Annotated in this window: 18 protein-coding genes; all 18 read left to right on the top strand. The window is 46.5% G+C overall.

Annotated features, from left to right (window positions below):
* The first annotated feature begins 134 nt into the window (after positions 1-134).
* The 18 genes from ORJ00_RS10475 to fliR all read left to right on the top strand — a co-directional run bounded on the left by ORJ00_RS10475 (position 135) and on the right by fliR (position 17,649).
* A complete protein-coding gene (locus ORJ00_RS10475; RefSeq protein ID WP_027672689.1) occupies positions 135-926 on the top strand; it encodes a flagellin in 792 nt (263 codons plus the stop codon).
* A 112-nt stretch (positions 927-1,038) separates the two neighbouring features.
* Positions 1,039-2,490 (top strand): sigma-54 dependent transcriptional regulator, encoded by a 1,452-nt coding sequence (locus tag ORJ00_RS10470; RefSeq protein WP_305973650.1) that lies wholly within the window; start codon positions 1,039-1,041, stop codon positions 2,488-2,490.
* A gap of 107 nt (positions 2,491-2,597) precedes the next feature.
* The gene (locus ORJ00_RS10465; protein WP_306139808.1) at positions 2,598-3,707 is read left to right on the top strand and encodes a sensor histidine kinase; all 1,110 of its coding nucleotides are present in this window, start codon (positions 2,598-2,600) and stop codon (positions 3,705-3,707) included.
* A gap of 5 nt (positions 3,708-3,712) precedes the next feature.
* A complete protein-coding gene (locus tag ORJ00_RS10460; protein WP_306139807.1) occupies positions 3,713-5,110 on the top strand; it encodes a sigma-54-dependent transcriptional regulator in 1,398 nt (465 codons plus the stop codon).
* Between the two features lie 120 nt (positions 5,111-5,230).
* On the top strand, positions 5,231-5,566 hold the full coding sequence (gene fliE, locus ORJ00_RS10455) for a flagellar hook-basal body complex protein FliE (protein ID WP_027672693.1): 336 nt from the start codon (positions 5,231-5,233) through the stop codon (positions 5,564-5,566).
* A gap of 14 nt (positions 5,567-5,580) precedes the next feature.
* A complete protein-coding gene (fliF, locus tag ORJ00_RS10450; RefSeq protein WP_306125968.1) occupies positions 5,581-7,269 on the top strand; it encodes a flagellar basal-body MS-ring/collar protein FliF in 1,689 nt (562 codons plus the stop codon).
* Complete coding sequence (gene fliG / locus ORJ00_RS10445) at positions 7,262-8,296, top strand: flagellar motor switch protein FliG (protein WP_027672695.1); 1,035 nt, start codon at positions 7,262-7,264, stop codon at positions 8,294-8,296. Before fliF ends, fliG begins: the two co-directional genes overlap by 8 nt.
* A gap of 17 nt (positions 8,297-8,313) precedes the next feature.
* Positions 8,314-9,144 carry a flagellar assembly protein FliH gene (gene fliH / locus ORJ00_RS10440; RefSeq protein ID WP_306139806.1) on the top strand — a complete coding sequence of 277 codons (831 nt, stop codon included), beginning with the start codon at positions 8,314-8,316 and terminating at the stop codon, positions 9,142-9,144.
* Between the two features lie 2 nt (positions 9,145-9,146).
* Complete coding sequence (gene fliI, locus ORJ00_RS10435) at positions 9,147-10,493, top strand: flagellar protein export ATPase FliI (RefSeq protein WP_306139805.1); 1,347 nt, start codon at positions 9,147-9,149, stop codon at positions 10,491-10,493.
* Positions 10,490-10,945, top strand: a complete 456-nt coding sequence (fliJ, locus tag ORJ00_RS10430; RefSeq protein WP_027672698.1) for a flagellar export protein FliJ — start codon at positions 10,490-10,492, stop codon at positions 10,943-10,945. Before fliI ends, fliJ begins: the two co-directional genes overlap by 4 nt.
* A 98-nt stretch (positions 10,946-11,043) precedes the next feature.
* Positions 11,044-13,203 (top strand): flagellar hook-length control protein FliK, encoded by a 2,160-nt coding sequence (locus tag ORJ00_RS10425; RefSeq protein WP_306139804.1) that lies wholly within the window; start codon positions 11,044-11,046, stop codon positions 13,201-13,203.
* A gap of 94 nt (positions 13,204-13,297) precedes the next feature.
* A complete protein-coding gene (fliL, locus tag ORJ00_RS10420; protein ID WP_027672700.1) occupies positions 13,298-13,819 on the top strand; it encodes a flagellar basal body-associated protein FliL in 522 nt (173 codons plus the stop codon).
* A gap of 12 nt (positions 13,820-13,831) precedes the next feature.
* Entirely contained in the window at positions 13,832-14,920 is a 1,089-nt protein-coding gene (fliM, locus tag ORJ00_RS10415) for a flagellar motor switch protein FliM (protein WP_305973661.1), read from the top strand.
* Between the two features lie 5 nt (positions 14,921-14,925).
* Complete coding sequence (gene fliN / locus ORJ00_RS10410) at positions 14,926-15,318, top strand: flagellar motor switch protein FliN (RefSeq protein ID WP_027672702.1); 393 nt, start codon at positions 14,926-14,928, stop codon at positions 15,316-15,318.
* Complete coding sequence (gene fliO, locus ORJ00_RS10405) at positions 15,318-15,848, top strand: flagellar biosynthetic protein FliO (protein WP_305973663.1); 531 nt, start codon at positions 15,318-15,320, stop codon at positions 15,846-15,848. Before fliN ends, fliO begins: the two co-directional genes overlap by 1 nt.
* Before the next feature lie 8 nt (positions 15,849-15,856).
* Positions 15,857-16,603 (top strand): flagellar type III secretion system pore protein FliP, encoded by a 747-nt coding sequence (gene fliP / locus ORJ00_RS10400; RefSeq protein ID WP_027672704.1) that lies wholly within the window; start codon positions 15,857-15,859, stop codon positions 16,601-16,603.
* Positions 16,600-16,869, top strand: a complete 270-nt coding sequence (gene fliQ / locus ORJ00_RS10395) for a flagellar biosynthesis protein FliQ (RefSeq protein WP_027672705.1) — start codon at positions 16,600-16,602, stop codon at positions 16,867-16,869. Before fliP ends, fliQ begins: the two co-directional genes overlap by 4 nt.
* Positions 16,870-16,875: 6 nt before the next feature.
* Positions 16,876-17,649 (top strand): flagellar biosynthetic protein FliR, encoded by a 774-nt coding sequence (fliR, locus tag ORJ00_RS10390; RefSeq protein ID WP_027672706.1) that lies wholly within the window; start codon positions 16,876-16,878, stop codon positions 17,647-17,649.
* Position 17,650: the final 1 nt, after the last annotated feature.

The raw sequence follows: 17,650 nt of genomic DNA, 5'->3' as shown, positions 1-17,650 counted from the left end.
GACACCGCTAAGGTATTAAGTGTAAACGATAATCTATAAAAGTGTACTTCGTTGCGCTTAAATGACGATTAATGGCATTCTAGGGTGGATTTGTCTAAACTATAAACAAGTATTTTTATATCACGGGTAGCGTTATGAAAATTAACAATCAAGTGGCAAATGCGTCGTTAAATACTCTGCAACAAGCCCAGCAAAAGCAATCAGAGCAGCTTGCCAGCGGTAAACGTATTAATCGTGCGGCGGATGATGCTGCAGGATTGTTGATTGCTAATCGCTTGAGCAGTGATATCAACGCAACAACGCAAGGCCAGCGCAATTTGTATGATGGTATTGGCTTGGCGCAGGTATACGAGCAAAATCTCAGCAATATATCGACGTCGGTAATGGAAATGCAGCAGTTAAGCGTTGCTGCCGGGAATGGCGCTTACTCAGACGCTGATAAACAAGCGTTGCAGCAGCAGTATGAGAGTAAAGCACAAGAGATTCAGGCGACGATAGATAACGCCAGCTTTGCTGGTCAGCCTCTTTTTGATGGGAATTCGGTGCAGTTTAATACGGGAGGGTCTTTTACCGCATTAAAAACCGGTGATGTTGCTGCTGAATTAACGACACAAAATGTGTTTAGCGCCGATCTTTCCACGCAAGCAGGAGCCGCTGCTGCGGCCGACAGTAGTAAAAATGCACTGGCGTACCTTGACCAGTTGCGTTCAGAAGCAGGTGCGGCTATTAACGGTTTTGCCAGCCAGGCGCGTAATTTAAACAATCAACAAGTTAACGTATCGCAAGCGCGCAGTGGTATTCAGGATGCCGACTACGCTAAAACCAGCAGCGATAAAACAGCAACCGATATTTTAGCAAAGGCGTCAGTCAGTGTGGCGTTACAAGCTAGAATTTCACAACAGCAAGCGCTTAATTTATTGTCTTAGTCACGTCAGTTAACGCTATTTTTTTGACACAGTGTCAAAAAAATAGCGTATTACCTTGCAAGCTGCTTGATGCGAAGTACAATGCAGTAAAAAGCATAATAAAAGCAGCGGTATGTCTATTACTCCTTCACTGTACATTGTTGACGAGCAAAGCGCCCGCAGTAGCCGGTTAAGCACGGTGCTGAGTTTTATTCATGAACCTCACCAAATGCTGACTTACCAGGAATTGCTGATACGACTTAATAGCGATCAGCCGGCGGTTGTGTTGCTTGGTGCGCTTGATAATCAACAGCACGCCGAATTATTACTTCGCTACCCGGCGACGGCATTTTTGTTGTTAGGTGAAACCCTGCAATCGTTATTAGAGTATGGTAATGCGGTGGGGTTGCTAAGTGAACCTTTCTCGTACGCCTCACTTACCCAATTATTGCGCGACAGCCAGCAGTATCACCGATTGTTGCCATTGCAACGTCAGCAAGAGAATACGGTTAAGTTTGATGGCATGGTAGGCAGTTCAGACTCGATGCAACAAGTCCGTTTTCTCATTCAACAGGTGGCAAAAACAGAAGCTAATGTGTTGGTACTTGGGCCATCGGGCACGGGAAAAGAAGTTGTCGCGCGAAATATTCATTTGTTGTCGCATCGTCAGGCAGGCCCTTTTGTGCCTATTAACTGCGGTGCTATACCGGCAGAGTTGTTGGAAAGTGAGTTGTTTGGTCATGAGAAAGGCGCTTTTACTGGCGCGATTTCGACCCGAAAGGGGCGGTTTGAATTAGCGCAGGGGGGCACCCTATTTCTGGATGAAATAGGTGATATGCCTCTACCAATGCAGGTAAAATTGCTGCGGGTATTGCAAGAACGCACCTATGAGCGTGTCGGTGGGACTCAGGCTATAAAAGCAGATGTCAGAGTCGTTGCAGCCACCCATCGCGATTTAGAACAGATGATTTCTGACGGTAGTTTTCGTGAAGATTTATACTATCGTTTAAATGTTTTTCCAATTGAAACACCGGCACTAAGTCAACGCGCAGACGATATTCCGTTATTGATTAGTGAATTGCTTAAAAGGCAAGAAAAAGTCAGCCAGGCAAAAGTTAAATTTACTGAACATGCGATGCAAAGTATGCAGCTGCATGCCTGGCCTGGCAACGTGCGCGAGCTGGCTAACTTACTTGAACGCATGGTAATAATGTACCCGGATCAAGTTGTTGATGTGGCTGAGCTGCCGCTGAAATACCGCCATTTAGATGTAGAAAGTTACATGCCTCAGTATCCTGAAGGTTTACAGGAACGCGATTTAATTAACGAACTGTTTCAGTCGACCGACGATGATAGCGATACCGATACCGATGTTGCACGAGTATTCGACATGGATGCACCGCAACATTTGCCCGAGCAAGGCTTGGATCTGAAAGAGTATCTGGCTGAGCTGGAAATCAGGTTTATTTCCCAAGCCCTGGAACGACATGAGTTTGTGGTGGCACGCGCCGCTGAAGTATTGGGATTACGTCGTACCACCTTAGTTGAAAAAATGCGTAAATATAACCTCGGTAAAGACGAGTAAATGTGCTTGTCAGAGAATTGACAAACATAACTATATAAAAAATAACACGATTATACTGGCACAATGCCTGCATTAACCCTACTGAATATGTTGTTTCAGGGGGACTTATGACATCAGTTAATGCTATGCACTTCTCGCCACAACGCTTAAAAGGCAACGGCGTACCCGATGCTGTTTCTGCTGTACGTCCATCACTGCAATTATTAACAACTTCTGCGCTGGACCCGGTGTTGCAGGTATTGCCCGCAGCAGTGATCTTGTTAGATCAGCGTGGTGTGGTGTATCAGGCTAACCCGGCTGCAATTGCGATGCTAGGCGAGCCTCTTGTGGCACAAGCCTGGTTTACCATTATAAGCCGTTGTTTTAGTCCTCGCAGTGATGATGGCCTTGAAGTGTCACTAAAAGATGGTCGCCGGGTTAAACTGCAAATTAGTGCTTTACTAACGCATACTCAATACACGCAACCTGGTCAGTTGATCATGCTGACCGATTTAACTGAAACACGAGAACTGCAAAGTCGATTAGGCCATATGCAGCGTTTATCCACGTTGGGTAAAATGATGGCCACGCTGGCACATCAAATTCGGACGCCGCTGTCTGCAGCGATGCTATATGCTCAAAACCTGGCTAATCCGCGCGCTACCATGCAAGTGCAGCTGCAATTTCAGCGGAAACTGCAGTCACGCTTGCAGGATTTAGAACAGCAAGTCAACGATATGTTGTTATTCGCCCGAAGCGGCAGTGCGCAGCAGGTCAGCGTCTTTACGCTGCAAAAGCTTAACGAACAATTAAATACTGATATTGAAGCCTTGCTATTGCAGCATCAGGCTAAACTAACGCTAGAGTGCGAAGATGCCTCATTGTGTTTACTCGGCAATGTCAATGCATTAAGTGGTGCGTTACAAAATTTGGTTCAAAACAGCATTCAAGCAGTGAATGGCGAAGCCAATATAACGCTAACGCTAGCACCCAGTCAGAAACACCCTGGTATGTTATCAATTCTGCTGAAAGACAATGGCCCTGGGGTTCCGGCGGCTTTGCAAAAAAACTTATTTGATCCTTTTATTACCGGGCGTGCTCAAGGCACTGGTCTTGGGTTAGCGGTGGTGCAGGCGGTAGCACATTCGCACCAGGGATCGGTAAGGTATATCCCATCAGAGCACGGAGCTTGTTTTGAACTGTTGTTGCCATTACAGCACGAAGATAAGCAGGAGTAATGCATATGACACAACGCATATTGTTAGTGGAAGATGACGCGGGACTGCGCGAAGCGCTGCAGGACACCTTAATGTTGGCGCATTATCAGGTACTTTTAGCTGAAAGTGCAGAAAAAGCCTTGCTGTTACTAAAACAGCACAAAGTGCAGTTGGTAATAAGTGATGTGCAAATGCAAGGTGTATCAGGGTTAGTCTTACTTAAAACCGTGCGAGAGCAGTATCCGCAATTGCCTGTGCTGATGATGACAGCCTATGCTACTGTGCAAGCCGCTGTTGAGGCTATTCAGTTAGGCGCTATTGATTATTTGGCTAAACCCTTTTCATCAGAGGTGTTGCTTAGCACCGTTGGACGTTACGTTAACTCCGATCCGGTCAGTACAGTTGAGCCGGTTGTTGAAGCGCCTGGCAGTAAACAACTGTTAGCGTTGTGCGCCAAAGTCGCCCGCACTGATGCCAGTGTCATGATCAGTGGTCCAAGTGGGTCGGGTAAGGAAGTGTTGGCGCGTTATATTCATCAGTTGTCCGAACGCAGCGGCGGCCCTTTCATTGCCATTAATTGTGCGGCCATACCTGAAAACATGTTGGAGTCGACCTTGTTTGGCTATGAAAAAGGTGCTTTTACCGGCGCTATCAATGCCTGCCCCGGAAAGTTTGAACAGGCACAACAAGGTACTATTTTACTAGATGAAATAACCGAAATGGATTTAAACCTGCAGGCCAAATTGTTGCGTGTATTACAAGAGCGTGAGGTTGAACGTTTGGGTGGGCGTAAAACCATTAAGTTGGATGTTCGCGTGCTGGCAACCAGCAACCGCAACCTAAAACAAGCAGTGGCACAAGGAGAGTTTCGTGAAGATCTGTTTTATCGGCTTAATGTATTCCCATTGGTATGGCCTGCACTAAGCCAGCGTCGGGAAGACATTGTTCCTTTAGCGCAGCATTTATTACAACGGCATTGCAAGCAGGGTGGTCGTAGCATGGTTAACTTAACTGCCGCGGCAAAACAACGTTTACAGCAGTATGACTGGCCGGGCAATGTTCGAGAGCTAGACAATGTAATGCAACGGGCGCTTATTATTGCACAAACCGACAACATTGATGTGGATGACATTATGCTTGAGCTTGCTGACATGCCGATAGCTGAGCCGGTGAACACTGCTGCGTGTCAACCGCTATCAAGCCGCGCAGAACCTATCGAGGAGGCCAACGATTTAACCGAGCATGACGGTACCACGCAGTTTAAGCACAGTGTGCATGAGCAAGAGCACCGTATTATTCTTGCAACCATGAAAGCGTGTGATAATAGACGTAAAGACGTTGCTCAAAAGCTGGGTATCAGCGACCGTACTTTGCGTTATAAATTAGCACGCATGCGCGATGTCGGTATAGAACTTCCTGCCTAAGCAAAAATAAACCCTCTTTCGAGGGTTTATTTTTATAAAAATCAACAACTTAAAACTTGGCATAACTCCTGCTTTATTCACGTTAATCTAGGTCGCAGCATTTTTTTGACAGGTAACGCTATGAATATCAAAGGTCAGGCTCTTTATGCTGAAATGCAGTCACTGGTTGGTCAGGCGCGAGGCGCTGGCACCGAGCTGAAGGTGCAAAATACTGAGCAGGTGAATCCCAGTCAAAGCGATTTTAGTTCTATGTTAACCAGCGCGTTAAGTCAGGTTAATAACCTGGCTCAAGAAACCGGAAGAATGCGTTCTGCTGTAGAAATGGGTGATCCTGGCGTGTCTCTGGCGCAGGTAATGATTGCCAGTCAAAAATCTTCACTGGCGTTTGAAGCCACAGTGCAAGTGCGCAATAAGCTGGTTGAGGCTTATAAAGAAATCATGTCGATGCCGGTGTAACGGAGGAATAAGTTGTGGCTGAGAATCAATCCACCGAATTGGCACTGACTGCAAACGATTATAGCAGTGGTGAAGAACAGGAACAGAAACCGGGCTTTGTTGGCTCACTGGGTGGCATGGATCTGGTACGTCAGATCACACTCATTGTCGCCCTTACAATTTGTCTGGCAATTGCCATTTTAATTATTATGTGGGCGCGTCAACCTGAATTTCGCCCGTTAGGCACCTATGCGACACAAGAATTAATTCAGACGCTGGATCATCTGGACGCCGAGAAAGTGGACTACAAGCTTGAAGGTAATGTGATTTATGTACCTGAAGATGAGTTCCAACGTATCAAGCTGTCTTTATCACGCGCCGGGTTGTCAAAAGAGCCCTCAACAGGCACCGAGTTTTTATTACAAGACAGTGGTTTTGGTGTAAGTCAGCGATTGGAAATGGAGCGTTTAAAGCATAGTCGTGAGCAACAGCTGTCTCGCACTATTGAAGAATTACAAAGTGTAGCCCGTGCCCGGGTATTATTGGCCATTCCTAAAGAAAATGTGTTTGCCAGAGTAGAAAAACAGCCCTCAGCAACGGTACTTGTAACGGCCCGTGGTGGTACGGTGATCCGGGATAGCGAAGTTGATGCTATTGTCGATATTGTTGCTTCTGCAGTGCAAGGTTTATCGCCATCTAAAGTAACAGTAACGGATCAAAACGGCCGGTTACTTAATAGTGGCTCACAAGATGCCAGTTCGGCCCGTACCCGCAAAGAATATGAACTACAGCGCACGCGGGAAGAAGAGTATCGTCAGAAAGTTGACTCTATTTTAATGCCAGTGTTGGGATACGGTAATTACACGGCTCAGGTTGACTTACACATGGATTTTACCGCAACTGAGCAAACGCAAAAACGGTTTAATCCTGATTTACCTGCAATACGCAGCGAAATGACAATTGAAGAAAATAGTGTAGGAGGCTTAAGCGGCGGTATCCCTGGCGCCTTGTCAAACCAACCACCGCTAAATTCAACTATTCCTGAGCAAGCTAATGGAGGCGATGCCAAGCCTGTAGTACCGGGACGTAATCACAAAGAAGAAACCCGTAACTATGAGTTAGATACTACTATCAGTCATATTTCTCAGCAAAGCGGGGTTATTCGTCGTTTAAGCGTTTCGGTTGCGATTGATTATGTTGCTGGCGAAAATGGCGAGCCGCAACCTATGGATCAGGCTGAACAAGCTAACATTCGCCGGTTATTACAAGGCGGTATTGGTTTCGATGCGCAACGTGGCGATATGATTGAAGTTATTTCTGTTCCCTTTATTAAAGATGAAGCCGTTGTAGCCGTAGTGCCTGAGTTTTATGAAGAAGAATGGTTCTTGCGGGTTGTTCGTTTGGCTATTGGTGGCTTGATTATTATTGTGCTGATACTGGCGATAGTAAGGCCAATGCTGAAGAAACTGATTTACCCTGAAGATACTAAAGAAGCTTATGATGAAAATGCGCTGAGTGCTGGCCTGGATTTGGGTGACGACACCATTGACATGCTAAGCTCTACTTTTGATGAAAACGCTGTGGGTTTTGCACCCGATGGTACGCTAATGCTACCTGATTTACACGGCGACGAAGATTTATTACGTGCGGTTCGGGCATTGGTCGCAAATGAGCCTGAACTATCCTCTCTGGTAGTGAAAAACTGGTTGGCTGAAGATGAGTAGCATAGAAGCAACAAAGCCTGCTTTTGATGTAGGCAAACTGGACGGTGTTGAGAAAGCCGCCATCTTATTGCTGAGTTTATCAGAAGAAGATGCTGCGCAGATTTTAAAACACTTAGAGCCAAAGCAGGTACAAAAAGTAGGTCTGGCGATGGCGCAGATGACCGATCTGAACCAAGCAAAAATTTCAGCAGTTCATCGGTTGTTTATAGAGCAGATCCAAAACTTCAGCACCATTGGCTTCCAAAGTGAAGAGTTTATTAAACGTGCGTTAACCGCGGCATTGGGTGAAGAAAAAGCAGCAAACCTTATTGATCAAATTGTATTGGGCGGCGGTGCGAAAGGCTTGGATTCGTTAAAATGGATGGATTCAAAACAAGTAGCCAATATTATTCGCAACGAACACCCGCAGATCCAGACCATCGTGTTGTCTTACCTTGAACCGGAGCAATCTGCCGAGATTTTATCGCAATTCCCAGAAAAAGTGCGACTTGATCTCACCATGCGTATCGCCAATCTGGAAGAAGTACAACCAGCAGCATTGCAGGAGTTGAACGAGATAATGGAGAAACAATTTGCCGGTCAAGCCGGAACACAGACCGCTAAAATGGGCGGCTTAAAAGCTGCAGCGGACATTCTGAACTATATGGATACCAATATTGAAGGCCAGCTGATGGACTCTATCCGTGAGCATGACGAAGAGATGGCGCAGCAAATCCAAGATCTGATGTTTGTGTTTGAAAACCTAATTGATGTGGATGATCGTGGTATTCAAACCATATTACGTGAAGTGCAGCAAGATGCTCTAATGAAAGCGCTGAAAGGCACAGATGAAAACTTAAAAGAAAAAATCTTGAAAAACATGTCTAAACGGGCGGCAGAGTTACTGCAGGATGACCTGGAAGCCATGGGGCCAGTGCGCGTGAGCGATGTAGAAGCTGCGCAAAAAGAAATACTGTCAGTTGCACGCAGGCTGTCAGATGCGGGTGAAATTATGCTGGGTGCCGGTGGTGGCGATGACTTCCTATAAGCTGAATGAGACGGCTAATGACAACTGATTCTTTTAAGTATAAACGGCCATTTTCGCCGGATGATGATACTCAAGATCAGCTGCGGCACTGGCAAACGCCTGAGTTGACTGACGAGCGAACATTAAAGACCAGCCGGACTAACGCGTTAAACAAAACCCAGCCAATAGCAAAGACAGTTCGGGCGCTGGAAGAAGACGAGTTGGTTATAAAGCCGTTAACTGCAGACGATATTGAGCAAATTCGGCAGGCGGCATACGACGAAGGTGTTACCGAAGGTAAAGAAGACGGTTTTAGCAAAGGTTACGCAGAGGGACGCGAGCAAGGCCAGCAAGATGGATTCAACCAAGGCCAGGCAGAAGGGAAAAAACAAGGTTTAGTCGAGGGGCAGGACGAACTCAACGCACGCTTAGCACAACTCACCAGCCTGTTAGATCAGTTGCAAAAACCATTGGCGAAGGTGAATGAGCAAGTGCAGCAGCAGTTGGTGCAGTTAAGTCTGGCGATGGCGCAAGCGGTTATTGGCGTAGAGGTAAAAACTAACACCGATGTTGTGTTAAAGGCTATAAGTGAGGCTACAAGCGCCTTGCCGCTGGATGCAACGCAAATGCTAATCAAATTAAACCCTGCAGATATCAATATTGTTGAGCAGTTTTACAGTAAGGATACTTTAAACGAGCGCGGCTGGCAGTTACGCGAAGACCCGGCTATTGAACAAGGCGGTTGCGTTGTCCAAAGCAGCCGTTCCAGTGTAGATAGAACGTTATCACAGCGGTTGCAAGGCAGTTTGGAACATTTTTTACAGCTGCAACAACACGAGCAGCCCCAGCCATCGGATGCTAAGGAATAAGCATGTATAGCAGCGATGCACTTAGCCAATTTCTACAGCAACAGCATAGCTATATTCACCGCGCTAAACCTGCGGTGTCGGGCCATTTAGTCAGGGTTGTCGGTTTGACGTTAGAAGCGGTGGGGTGCAGCGCGGCTATTGGACAGCCTTGTAGTGTAGAAACCGCGCGTGGTGACATTATGGCTGAGGTAGTTGGCTTTGCTAACGATCGCATATATTTGATGCCCAAGGACGATGTGTCTGGTGTGGTCCCTGGGGCCAAGGTTACGCCTTTACTCAATTATAAAGGCGTACCATTAAGTATGAATTTACTTGGACGCGTAATTGATGGTGTTGGTGCGCCGCTTGATGGTAAAGGGCCTATAGCAGCGCAGCACTATGCTGGTAGTAAAGGTAAACCGATAAATCCGTTGCATCGCAGGCCTATTAAGCAACCCTTGGATGTTGGCGTGCGGGCCATCAACAGTATTCTTACCGTTGGTAAAGGTCAACGTATGGGGCTGTTTGCTGGCTCAGGCGTGGGTAAAAGTGTGTTGTTAGGCATGATGACGCGTGGTACCTCAGCTGACGTTATTGTTGTCGGCTTAGTGGGAGAGCGTGGTCGTGAAGTAAAAGAATTTATTGATGAAATTCTGGGCGAAGAGGGTAAAGCCCGGTCGGTTGTTATTGCAGCACCAGCGGATGTTTCGCCACTAATGCGGTTAAAAGGCTGTGAAACCGCGGTTCAGGTGGCAGAATATTTTCGTGATCAAGGTATGGATGTGCTGCTCCTTATAGATTCTATCACGCGTTATGCTCAAGCGCAGCGTGAGATTGCTCTGGCCGTGGGGGAGCCGCCAGCAACCAAGGGTTATCCGCCATCAGTGTTTGCCAAATTGCCAGCATTGGTGGAACGCGCGGGTAATGGTAGTGGTAGTCAGGGGTCAATTACTGCATTTTATACAGTTTTGTCTGAAGGTGATGACTTGCAGGATCCTATTGCGGATGCATCACGCGCCATACTAGATGGCCATATCGTGTTGTCACGAGCGCTTGCAGACGCCGGACACTTTCCTGCTGTCGACATTGAAAAATCTATCAGCCGTGTTATGCCAGCCGTGACCAGTGCCGAGCATCAGCAAATGGCGCGAAGTATTAAACAGTTATATTCCAGCTTTCAGCAAAGCAAAGATCTTATTGCGATTGGGGCTTACGTGCGTGGCAGTGATCCACAACTGGATAAAGCCATCAGTATGATGCCAAACATCAACCGTTTTTTACAGCAGGGTATGCACGATGTGGTGGCGTACGATGACAGCTTATTGTTGCTTAGCCAGTTGTTACCGGCAGCTCGGAGTAACGGCTTATGATTAACCCACGTTTTAGTATGTTAATTAAAATTCAGCAGGAACGGGAAGAAAAACTGCAGGCACAATTTGTTGCCGCTCAACAGTTTTTTCAGCAGTCTGAACAAAAGTATCAAGGCCTTGCTAATTATCGTACTGAATATATTCATCAAAGTCAGCAACAGGGTAGTGCAGGTTTGCAAAGCCGGCAATATACCCAGTTTGTTAGTTTTATTGGTAAGTTGGATCAGGCGTTGTTACAACAAGGACGTGCGGTAGCGCAAGCAAAAGCCGCCGCAGAGCAGCGCAAGCAAAGTTGGCTTGCCATGCAGAAAAAGCGCAAAGCGCTCGAGCTGTTGGTTGAACGCAGTAATATGGCTGAACTACAGAAGCAATTACAACAAGAGCAACGCAATGCTGACGAATTTGCCAGCCAACAGTTTATGCGGCGCCTATTTACGGCCGAACAAGATTAAAAGTGGCCTGAAAATTGAATGGAATATTACTAATAACGTAACGCGCGCAGTGACACCAGCTTGGAAATAACAGTAACGCTGGTTAACGGGAGAGTGGTATGACGCAAGGCTTACAAATATCAATATTGATGACGGGGACTGATCTGGCCCTGAAGTCTGATAATGCTTGGTCTGGCGCTGACAGTGACAAGCCTGGCATCATGTTCGGCGACATCTTGAGCGATGCGGCGCAACCGGCAAAAAACAGCCCGGCTAATTCGGCGCTACGGCAGCTCCCTGCCGGTATCAGTGTGTTATCTGAGATAAGTCAGGCGATACTGGGCGATGTACCTCTTACCGATGATATTAACAGCGAAGGCGCTGGCGCACTCACTGCAAGCATACTTGGGCAAATTGCGCTAAAAGACAGAACACTAGCAGCTGCTAATGCAGCAGCAAAGCCTGATGTAAGCGCTGAAGATGATACCTTGTTGAACAACAGCGAAGCTGATGTTGTGGAACATCTTGCAGAGGCTAGCGATAATTCGAATGAGCTAGCCGATGAAGCCGTGTTAAAGCAAGCCTCCACCGCAGCGCAAGATGCGCAGAACAAAACCCAAGCTACTACTGCGACTCAAACTGATAAAATACTGAGCAATAGCGCACAGCAACAGATTGCTGGCGATAAAACGGCTAAGTTAACCAGTGATGAAAGTGTCAATATGGCAGCAATAGATAGTGCTGCCAATGCTAAGGCAAACCAAAGTAATGCAGTTAATGACGCCGCAGATAATGAAGTAGAACGTCAACAGGCATTATCAGCTGCTAAAGCGCAAGCAAATGCCGGCGCGGTAAAGGATAATTTAACGGAATTGCCCAGTGATACTGCAGATAACAACACAAAGAATCACGACACCGATAAATCATTGGTTGACCGCAATGAACTAAAACAGACGTTGGCATCGCTAAAAGGCAAAGTAGAGACACTTAACGCTGAGAAGGGTGCAGAGCATAAGAAACCAGTTTCTGCTGCAGATTTAACAGCAATATCGCAACAGACTATTCTATCTGAGTCAGGCACAACAGCCACTTCAGAAAGCGATGCTGTGCAGCAAAGCAAGGCTGCGCAACAGAGCGGCGAAGCACAGCATCAAACAACAGCGTCAACCGTTAGTTCGCGATACGCTCAGCCGCTTATTAGTAAAAACGGCAATTCTGAGTCGGTCTCGCCAATAAAAGTAGAGCAGCGGCCAACTGCTGCATCGGGTGAGCAAGACGCGGCATTGTCTGCACTGCAACTGACCACCGAGCAAATTGGCAGCGAGAACGATTTGCCGTTAGCAGAGGCAGCGATAGATGATGTCAAAAAACCGTCGCTTATCGAGCAGGATACGCCCGGCGCACGCGCTCAAATGCTAAATAGCGCAGAATTAGTTGCTAGCCAGTCGGTTGAAACAAATGCACCGACGATAGCAGCGCAAATAGCTAAAGTCGATGTAGCGGGTCAGGCTGGTACTGAAGCTAAACCAGGCAACAGAGCAGGTGCTGCGCTTAGCGCTGAAGCCAATGTTAATTTATCGGCTGGCAATAAAGCGTCTGAACAATCGGCGCAGCAACAAAATTCGCAGCAGCAACAAGGGCAGCATGGCAACACGGCACAAATATTTGAACAATTGCAAACCGCAGCCGAGCAGCATCAACATAGCGCCGCTAAACTGACATCAGAGCCGGTAACACCCCGCCAGGATGTGCTCTTTGGTAGCAGTTTGCAGGCGGCGGAGTTGCGACAGCAATCTGCCATACAAAAATCAGCAGCAAAATCGCCTGCTGAGCAATTAAAGCAAAGTTTGAACTTGCAACAAACTGATGCAGCCGGTCAGTTGCGTGAGCGGGTTAGTCTGATGGTGCGGCAAAATATTCAGGTAGCAGAAATACGTCTTGATCCGGCCGGGCTTGGCCAGATGCAAATTAAGATAGATATGCAACAAGATCAGGCCTCAGTACAGTTTGTTGTGCAACAACCACAAGCAAAAGAATTGTTAGAGCAACAGCTACCACGTTTACGCGAAATGCTGCAACAGCAAGGCATTGCCTTAACCGAAGGTAATGTGCAGCAGCAATCTCAGCAACAAGATAGACAAATGGCACAGCGTGATAGCCAAGATGGCAATAGCAGGTCACAGCAAGCCGGTTCAGACGCGTCAGATATTAATGGGCCATCAGAGACTGTGCAGATTACCACCAGTATCAACGAGCGTTTGGTGGATTATTACGCATAAGATAGGTTGCACAGTGAATTTAACCGGCGATGATTTACATTACGCCTTACAGATGAGCATAATAAAGCCAGAATAATTAACGGATAAACCAATTATGGCCGCAGAGAAAGATTTAGTCATCGCAGAAGGTGGCAGTAAAAAGAAATTGCTATTTATCATCGGTGGCGTGGTGTTGCTACTTGTACTAGGTGTAGTTGGCTTTTTGATGATGTCCGGTGGTGATGATTCCACAGGGAATACAGATGCAGGCAGTAACGCTGGAGCTGGTGCAGTAGCCAACGGTACTGAAGCTAAAGGTTCGGCCTTGTATGTGCCGTTACCCAGGCCTTTCGTTTTTAACGTACCTGGCGCTTCACGCGATAGGATGGTGCAAATTAAAGTGCAGCTATTAGTGCGTGGTAGTAATAATGAGATCATCGCGCTGCGTCATATTCCGCTGATTGAAGGCAGTTTACTGGAAACCTTCAGTGCAGGAAATGCAGATGAAATGGTAACGGTAGCAGGCCGCGATGCTTTGAAAAACAAAGCGTTAAGCGATTTGCAACAAGCAATGATTGAAGTGGTAGGTTCGGTGGTGGTCGATGAAGTCCTTTTCACCGGTTTTGTCATGCAATAAGAGTGAGCAGCCGTGACCGATTTACTGTCACAAGATGAAATTGATGCGCTACTACATGGTGTCGATGACGTTGAAGAAGAAGAAATAGACGAATCCGGCGAAGGCCGGAGCCGTTCTACCATGGAATACGATTTCTCATCGCAGGATCGTATTGTGCGTGGCCGTATGCCTACGCTGGAAATGGTGAACGAACGTTTTGCCCGTCATATGCGAATTAGTTTGTTTAACATGATGCGACGTACCGCTGAAGTATCTATTAACGGCGTACAGATGATTAAGTTTGGCGAATATGTTCACACCTTATTTGTACCCACCAGTTTGAATATGGTGCGGTTCAGGCCGCTTAAAGGCACTGGCCTTATTACGATGGAAGCGCGGTTAGTCTTTATTTTGGTGGATAACTTTTTTGGCGGTGATGGCCGCTATCACGCAAAAATTGAAGGCCGGGAATTTACGCCAACTGAGCGGCGCATCATCCAGATGTTGCTCAAATTGATTTTTGAAGATTACAAAGAAGCTTGGGCACCGGTAATGGATGTGTCGTTTGAATACCTCGACTCAGAAGTTAACCCGGCGATGGCAAACATTGTTAGTCCGACAGAAGTTGTGGTCATTAGCTCTTTTCATATTGAACTTGATGGCGGAGGGGGTGACTTCCATGTCGCGTTACCTTATTCCATGCTTGAGCCAATTCGTGAGCTATTAGATGCTGGTGTACAAAGCGATAAAGAAGATACGGACCTGCGCTGGAGTAAGGCGCTGCGTGATGAAATAATGGATGTAAAGGTAGATTTGACAACCAAAATGATGGATGTCGATTTAACGCTGCGTGAAATCATGGAGCTTAAAGCGGGCGACATTATACCTATTGAAATACCTGAACATATAACCGTGTTAATTGAAGATTTACCCACCTACAGGGCGAAACTTGGCCGTTCACGTGAGAATGTGGCACTTAAGATCACCGAAAAGATCAAGCGGCCAGAGTCGGTTAAATCTGAAATGCATGTGTTCACCAAGGGCGGACGTCGGCTCGACAGCGATGCCGATATTTCTGAATTAGAGGCCGATCTGAATTTATCAGATCGTGATAGAAGGTAACGAGAATGGCTGATGATAAAGACACCATGGACGAATGGGCAGCTGCGATGGCAGAAGCTGAGGGCGGTGGTGACGGTGCTGAACCGGTAGAGTTGGAAGAGTTGCGGGATGAAAAAGCCGATATTACTGTAGATGAAAAACGTAAGCTCGACACCATTTTAGATATACCTGTTACCATTTCAATGGAAGTGGGCCGGGCAAAAATTAGTATTCGTAATCTACTGCAATTAAACCAGGGATCCGTGGTTGAGCTGGAGCGCGTTGCGGGTGAACCTTTAGACGTGTTGGTTAACGGCACACTAATCGCTCATGGTGAAGTGGTTGTGGTGAATGATAAATTTGGTATTCGCCTGACGGACGTTATTAGCCAGATTGAACGGATAAAGAAATTACGCTAATGCGCATATTTATGTTTGTTTTACTGTGCTCGCTGTTGTTACCAGGCTCGCTGCTTGCGCAACAGGCCGTTACCGACACTGACAATAGCGAAAAAATGGCCGATACAGCGCAGAAAGCTGAGCCTGTGCCGGCTGAAATACCGCCGGCAGGAGCTGTTATCCCTGCTGAAAACCCCATGATAAAATCGCCGGTTAACAGCGAGAGCAAAACATCTCGGCCAACGGCGGGTCTTGGTCTTGGAAAAATGGCGTTATCGTTGGCTATTGTCGTCGCTGTAGTACTGGCACTGGGGTGGACGTTCAAAAAATTGACACTACGTATGCCAGGTAGTCGGCATATTAAAATTATTTCTACTATGCCACTAGGCCCAAAAGAACGCTTGTTAGTTATTGAAATGCAAGGAAAACAGCGTGTTTTGGGTGTCACGGCACACAGCATAAATTTGCTATTTGAACTAGAAAATTCGTTACCTGAAGAAAAGTTGGCATCAGACTTTCATACACAGTTACAATCTTTGCTGAAAAAATAGTGTGAATTATGTTGCGACTGTTGTTTGTGGTGCTTGCCCTGCTGTTAAGCCCCGATGTTCTGGCTGATAATGGCACCTTATCTGCGGTAACGGTAACGACCGGTGCTGATGGTTCTCAGCAATATAGCGTAACATTGCAAGTGCTGGCATTAATGACAGCACTCAGCTTTATTCCCTCCATTGTTATTATGATGACCAGCTTTACCCGCATTATTGTGGTGTTAGCCATCTTGCGGCAAGCTATTGGTCTTCAGCAATCACCGTCTAATCAGGTATTGATCGGTATCACACTGTTTTTAACCTTTTTTATAATGGCGCCGGTGTTTAAAACCATTAACGACACCGCAATTCAACCGTATCTCAGCGAAGAAATTTCGCCGGTACAAGCATTGGATGCTGCCATTGTGCCGATGAAAGCGTTTATGTTGCATCAAACCCGCACCAAAGATTTGGATACCTTTGCCCAAATTGCGGGGTTAGACGTAGCAGAGCAGCCGCAGGATTATCCCATTACCGTCGTTATTCCGGCGTTTATTACAAGTGAGCTGAAAACTGCGTTTCAAATTGGCTTTATGTTATTTATTCCGTTTTTGATTATCGACTTAGTTGTCGCCAGCGTGCTGATGGCGATGGGTATGATGATGTTGTCCCCCATGATTATCTCGTTGCCATTTAAATTAATGATGTTTGTTTTAGTTGACGGCTGGATATTGGTGATGGGTACCTTGGCAACCAGCTATGGAGTAGGTACATGAGCCCGGAAATTTTTGTCGATGTACTACGTGATGCACTGTTTTTGGTTATTTTGCTGGTCAGTGCCATTATTCTGCCATCCTTGTTCGTAGGCCTTATTGTTGCGGTGTTTCAGGCGGCGACGTCAATTAACGAGCAAACATTAAGTTTCTTACCCCGGCTTATCGTTACATTGCTCGCGTTGATGTTCGGTGGCCATTGGTTTACTCAGGTGATTATGGAATACACCCACGAGTTGTTTCTTAGTATTCCTACGATAGTCGGGTAAGTTTCGATGGACTTTCCGCTTAGCATTTTAATGCAAACTATCGCGGATTACTTGTTACCACTATGCCGGGTAACAGGCATGTTTTTGATCATGGCGGGCTTAGGTGTGCGTAATATCCCTATGCGGATAAAAACCGGCTTAGTTGTTATGATTACCTTGATTATTATGCCAACTTTACCCCCTGTGGCTAACCCGAATCTAATGTCTGGACAGATGTTTTTAGAGGTGTTATTGCAGCTGTTGATTGGTTTTGCGTTGGGGTTTATCTCTTTGTTGTTTATCAACACCTTTGTGTTAGCTGGACAATTACTAGCGACTCAAACCGGTCTTGGTTTTGCCTCCATGGTCGACCCCGCCAGCGGTGTCAGCGTGCCAGCCATCGGCCAGTTTTATCTTATTTTGGCGACGTTATTGTTTTGGTTATTTGATGGTCATCTGATCATGATCCAGATGCTGGTATTTAGCTTTGATACTCTGCCAATTAATGGCCAATGGTGGGAAGTGACAAGTTACTGGACCGTCGTTGAATTTGGCGGCTGGATGTTTGCAACGTCACTTGCGATAGCGTTGGCACCGATAGTGTCTATGTTAGTGGTGAACTTATCTTTTGGTATTATGACGCGTGCCGCGCCACAGTTGAATATTTTTTCCATTGGTTTTCCTATAACGATGCTTGCAGGCTTAATTATTTTATGGCTAACGTTGGACACGTTTCTATTTCACTACGACAAACAGTGGCAGCATAGCATTGACTACAGCTGCCGGCTGATTGGCTGTTAAC

Origin of the sequence: Rheinheimera baltica (assembly GCF_030731985.1) — a bacterium.
Lineage (GTDB): Bacteria > Pseudomonadota > Gammaproteobacteria > Enterobacterales > Alteromonadaceae > Alishewanella > Alishewanella baltica.
This window is presented reverse-complemented; position numbering and strand designations above follow the sequence as displayed.

Excerpts from the sequence above, each read along its gene's own strand:
- ORJ00_RS10475 (WP_027672689.1), top strand. The coding sequence starts at position 135 with ATGAAAATTAACAATCAAGTGGCAAATGCGTCGTTAAATACTCTGCAA.
- ORJ00_RS10470 (WP_305973650.1), top strand. The coding sequence starts at position 1,039 with ATGTCTATTACTCCTTCACTGTACATTGTTGACGAGCAAAGCGCCCGC.
- ORJ00_RS10465 (WP_306139808.1), top strand. The coding sequence starts at position 2,598 with ATGACATCAGTTAATGCTATGCACTTCTCGCCACAACGCTTAAAAGGC.
- ORJ00_RS10460 (WP_306139807.1), top strand. The coding sequence starts at position 3,713 with ATGACACAACGCATATTGTTAGTGGAAGATGACGCGGGACTGCGCGAA.
- fliE (WP_027672693.1), top strand. The coding sequence starts at position 5,231 with ATGAATATCAAAGGTCAGGCTCTTTATGCTGAAATGCAGTCACTGGTT.
- fliG (WP_027672695.1), top strand. The coding sequence starts at position 7,262 with ATGAGTAGCATAGAAGCAACAAAGCCTGCTTTTGATGTAGGCAAACTG.
- fliH (WP_306139806.1), top strand. The coding sequence starts at position 8,314 with ATGACAACTGATTCTTTTAAGTATAAACGGCCATTTTCGCCGGATGAT.
- fliI (WP_306139805.1), top strand. The coding sequence starts at position 9,147 with ATGTATAGCAGCGATGCACTTAGCCAATTTCTACAGCAACAGCATAGC.
- fliJ (WP_027672698.1), top strand. The coding sequence starts at position 10,490 with ATGATTAACCCACGTTTTAGTATGTTAATTAAAATTCAGCAGGAACGG.
- ORJ00_RS10425 (WP_306139804.1), top strand. The coding sequence starts at position 11,044 with ATGACGCAAGGCTTACAAATATCAATATTGATGACGGGGACTGATCTG.
- fliL (WP_027672700.1), top strand. The coding sequence starts at position 13,298 with ATGGCCGCAGAGAAAGATTTAGTCATCGCAGAAGGTGGCAGTAAAAAG.
- fliN (WP_027672702.1), top strand. The coding sequence starts at position 14,926 with ATGGCTGATGATAAAGACACCATGGACGAATGGGCAGCTGCGATGGCA.
- fliO (WP_305973663.1), top strand. The coding sequence starts at position 15,318 with ATGCGCATATTTATGTTTGTTTTACTGTGCTCGCTGTTGTTACCAGGC.
- fliP (WP_027672704.1), top strand. The coding sequence starts at position 15,857 with ATGTTGCGACTGTTGTTTGTGGTGCTTGCCCTGCTGTTAAGCCCCGAT.
- fliQ (WP_027672705.1), top strand. The coding sequence starts at position 16,600 with ATGAGCCCGGAAATTTTTGTCGATGTACTACGTGATGCACTGTTTTTG.
- fliR (WP_027672706.1), top strand. The coding sequence starts at position 16,876 with ATGGACTTTCCGCTTAGCATTTTAATGCAAACTATCGCGGATTACTTG.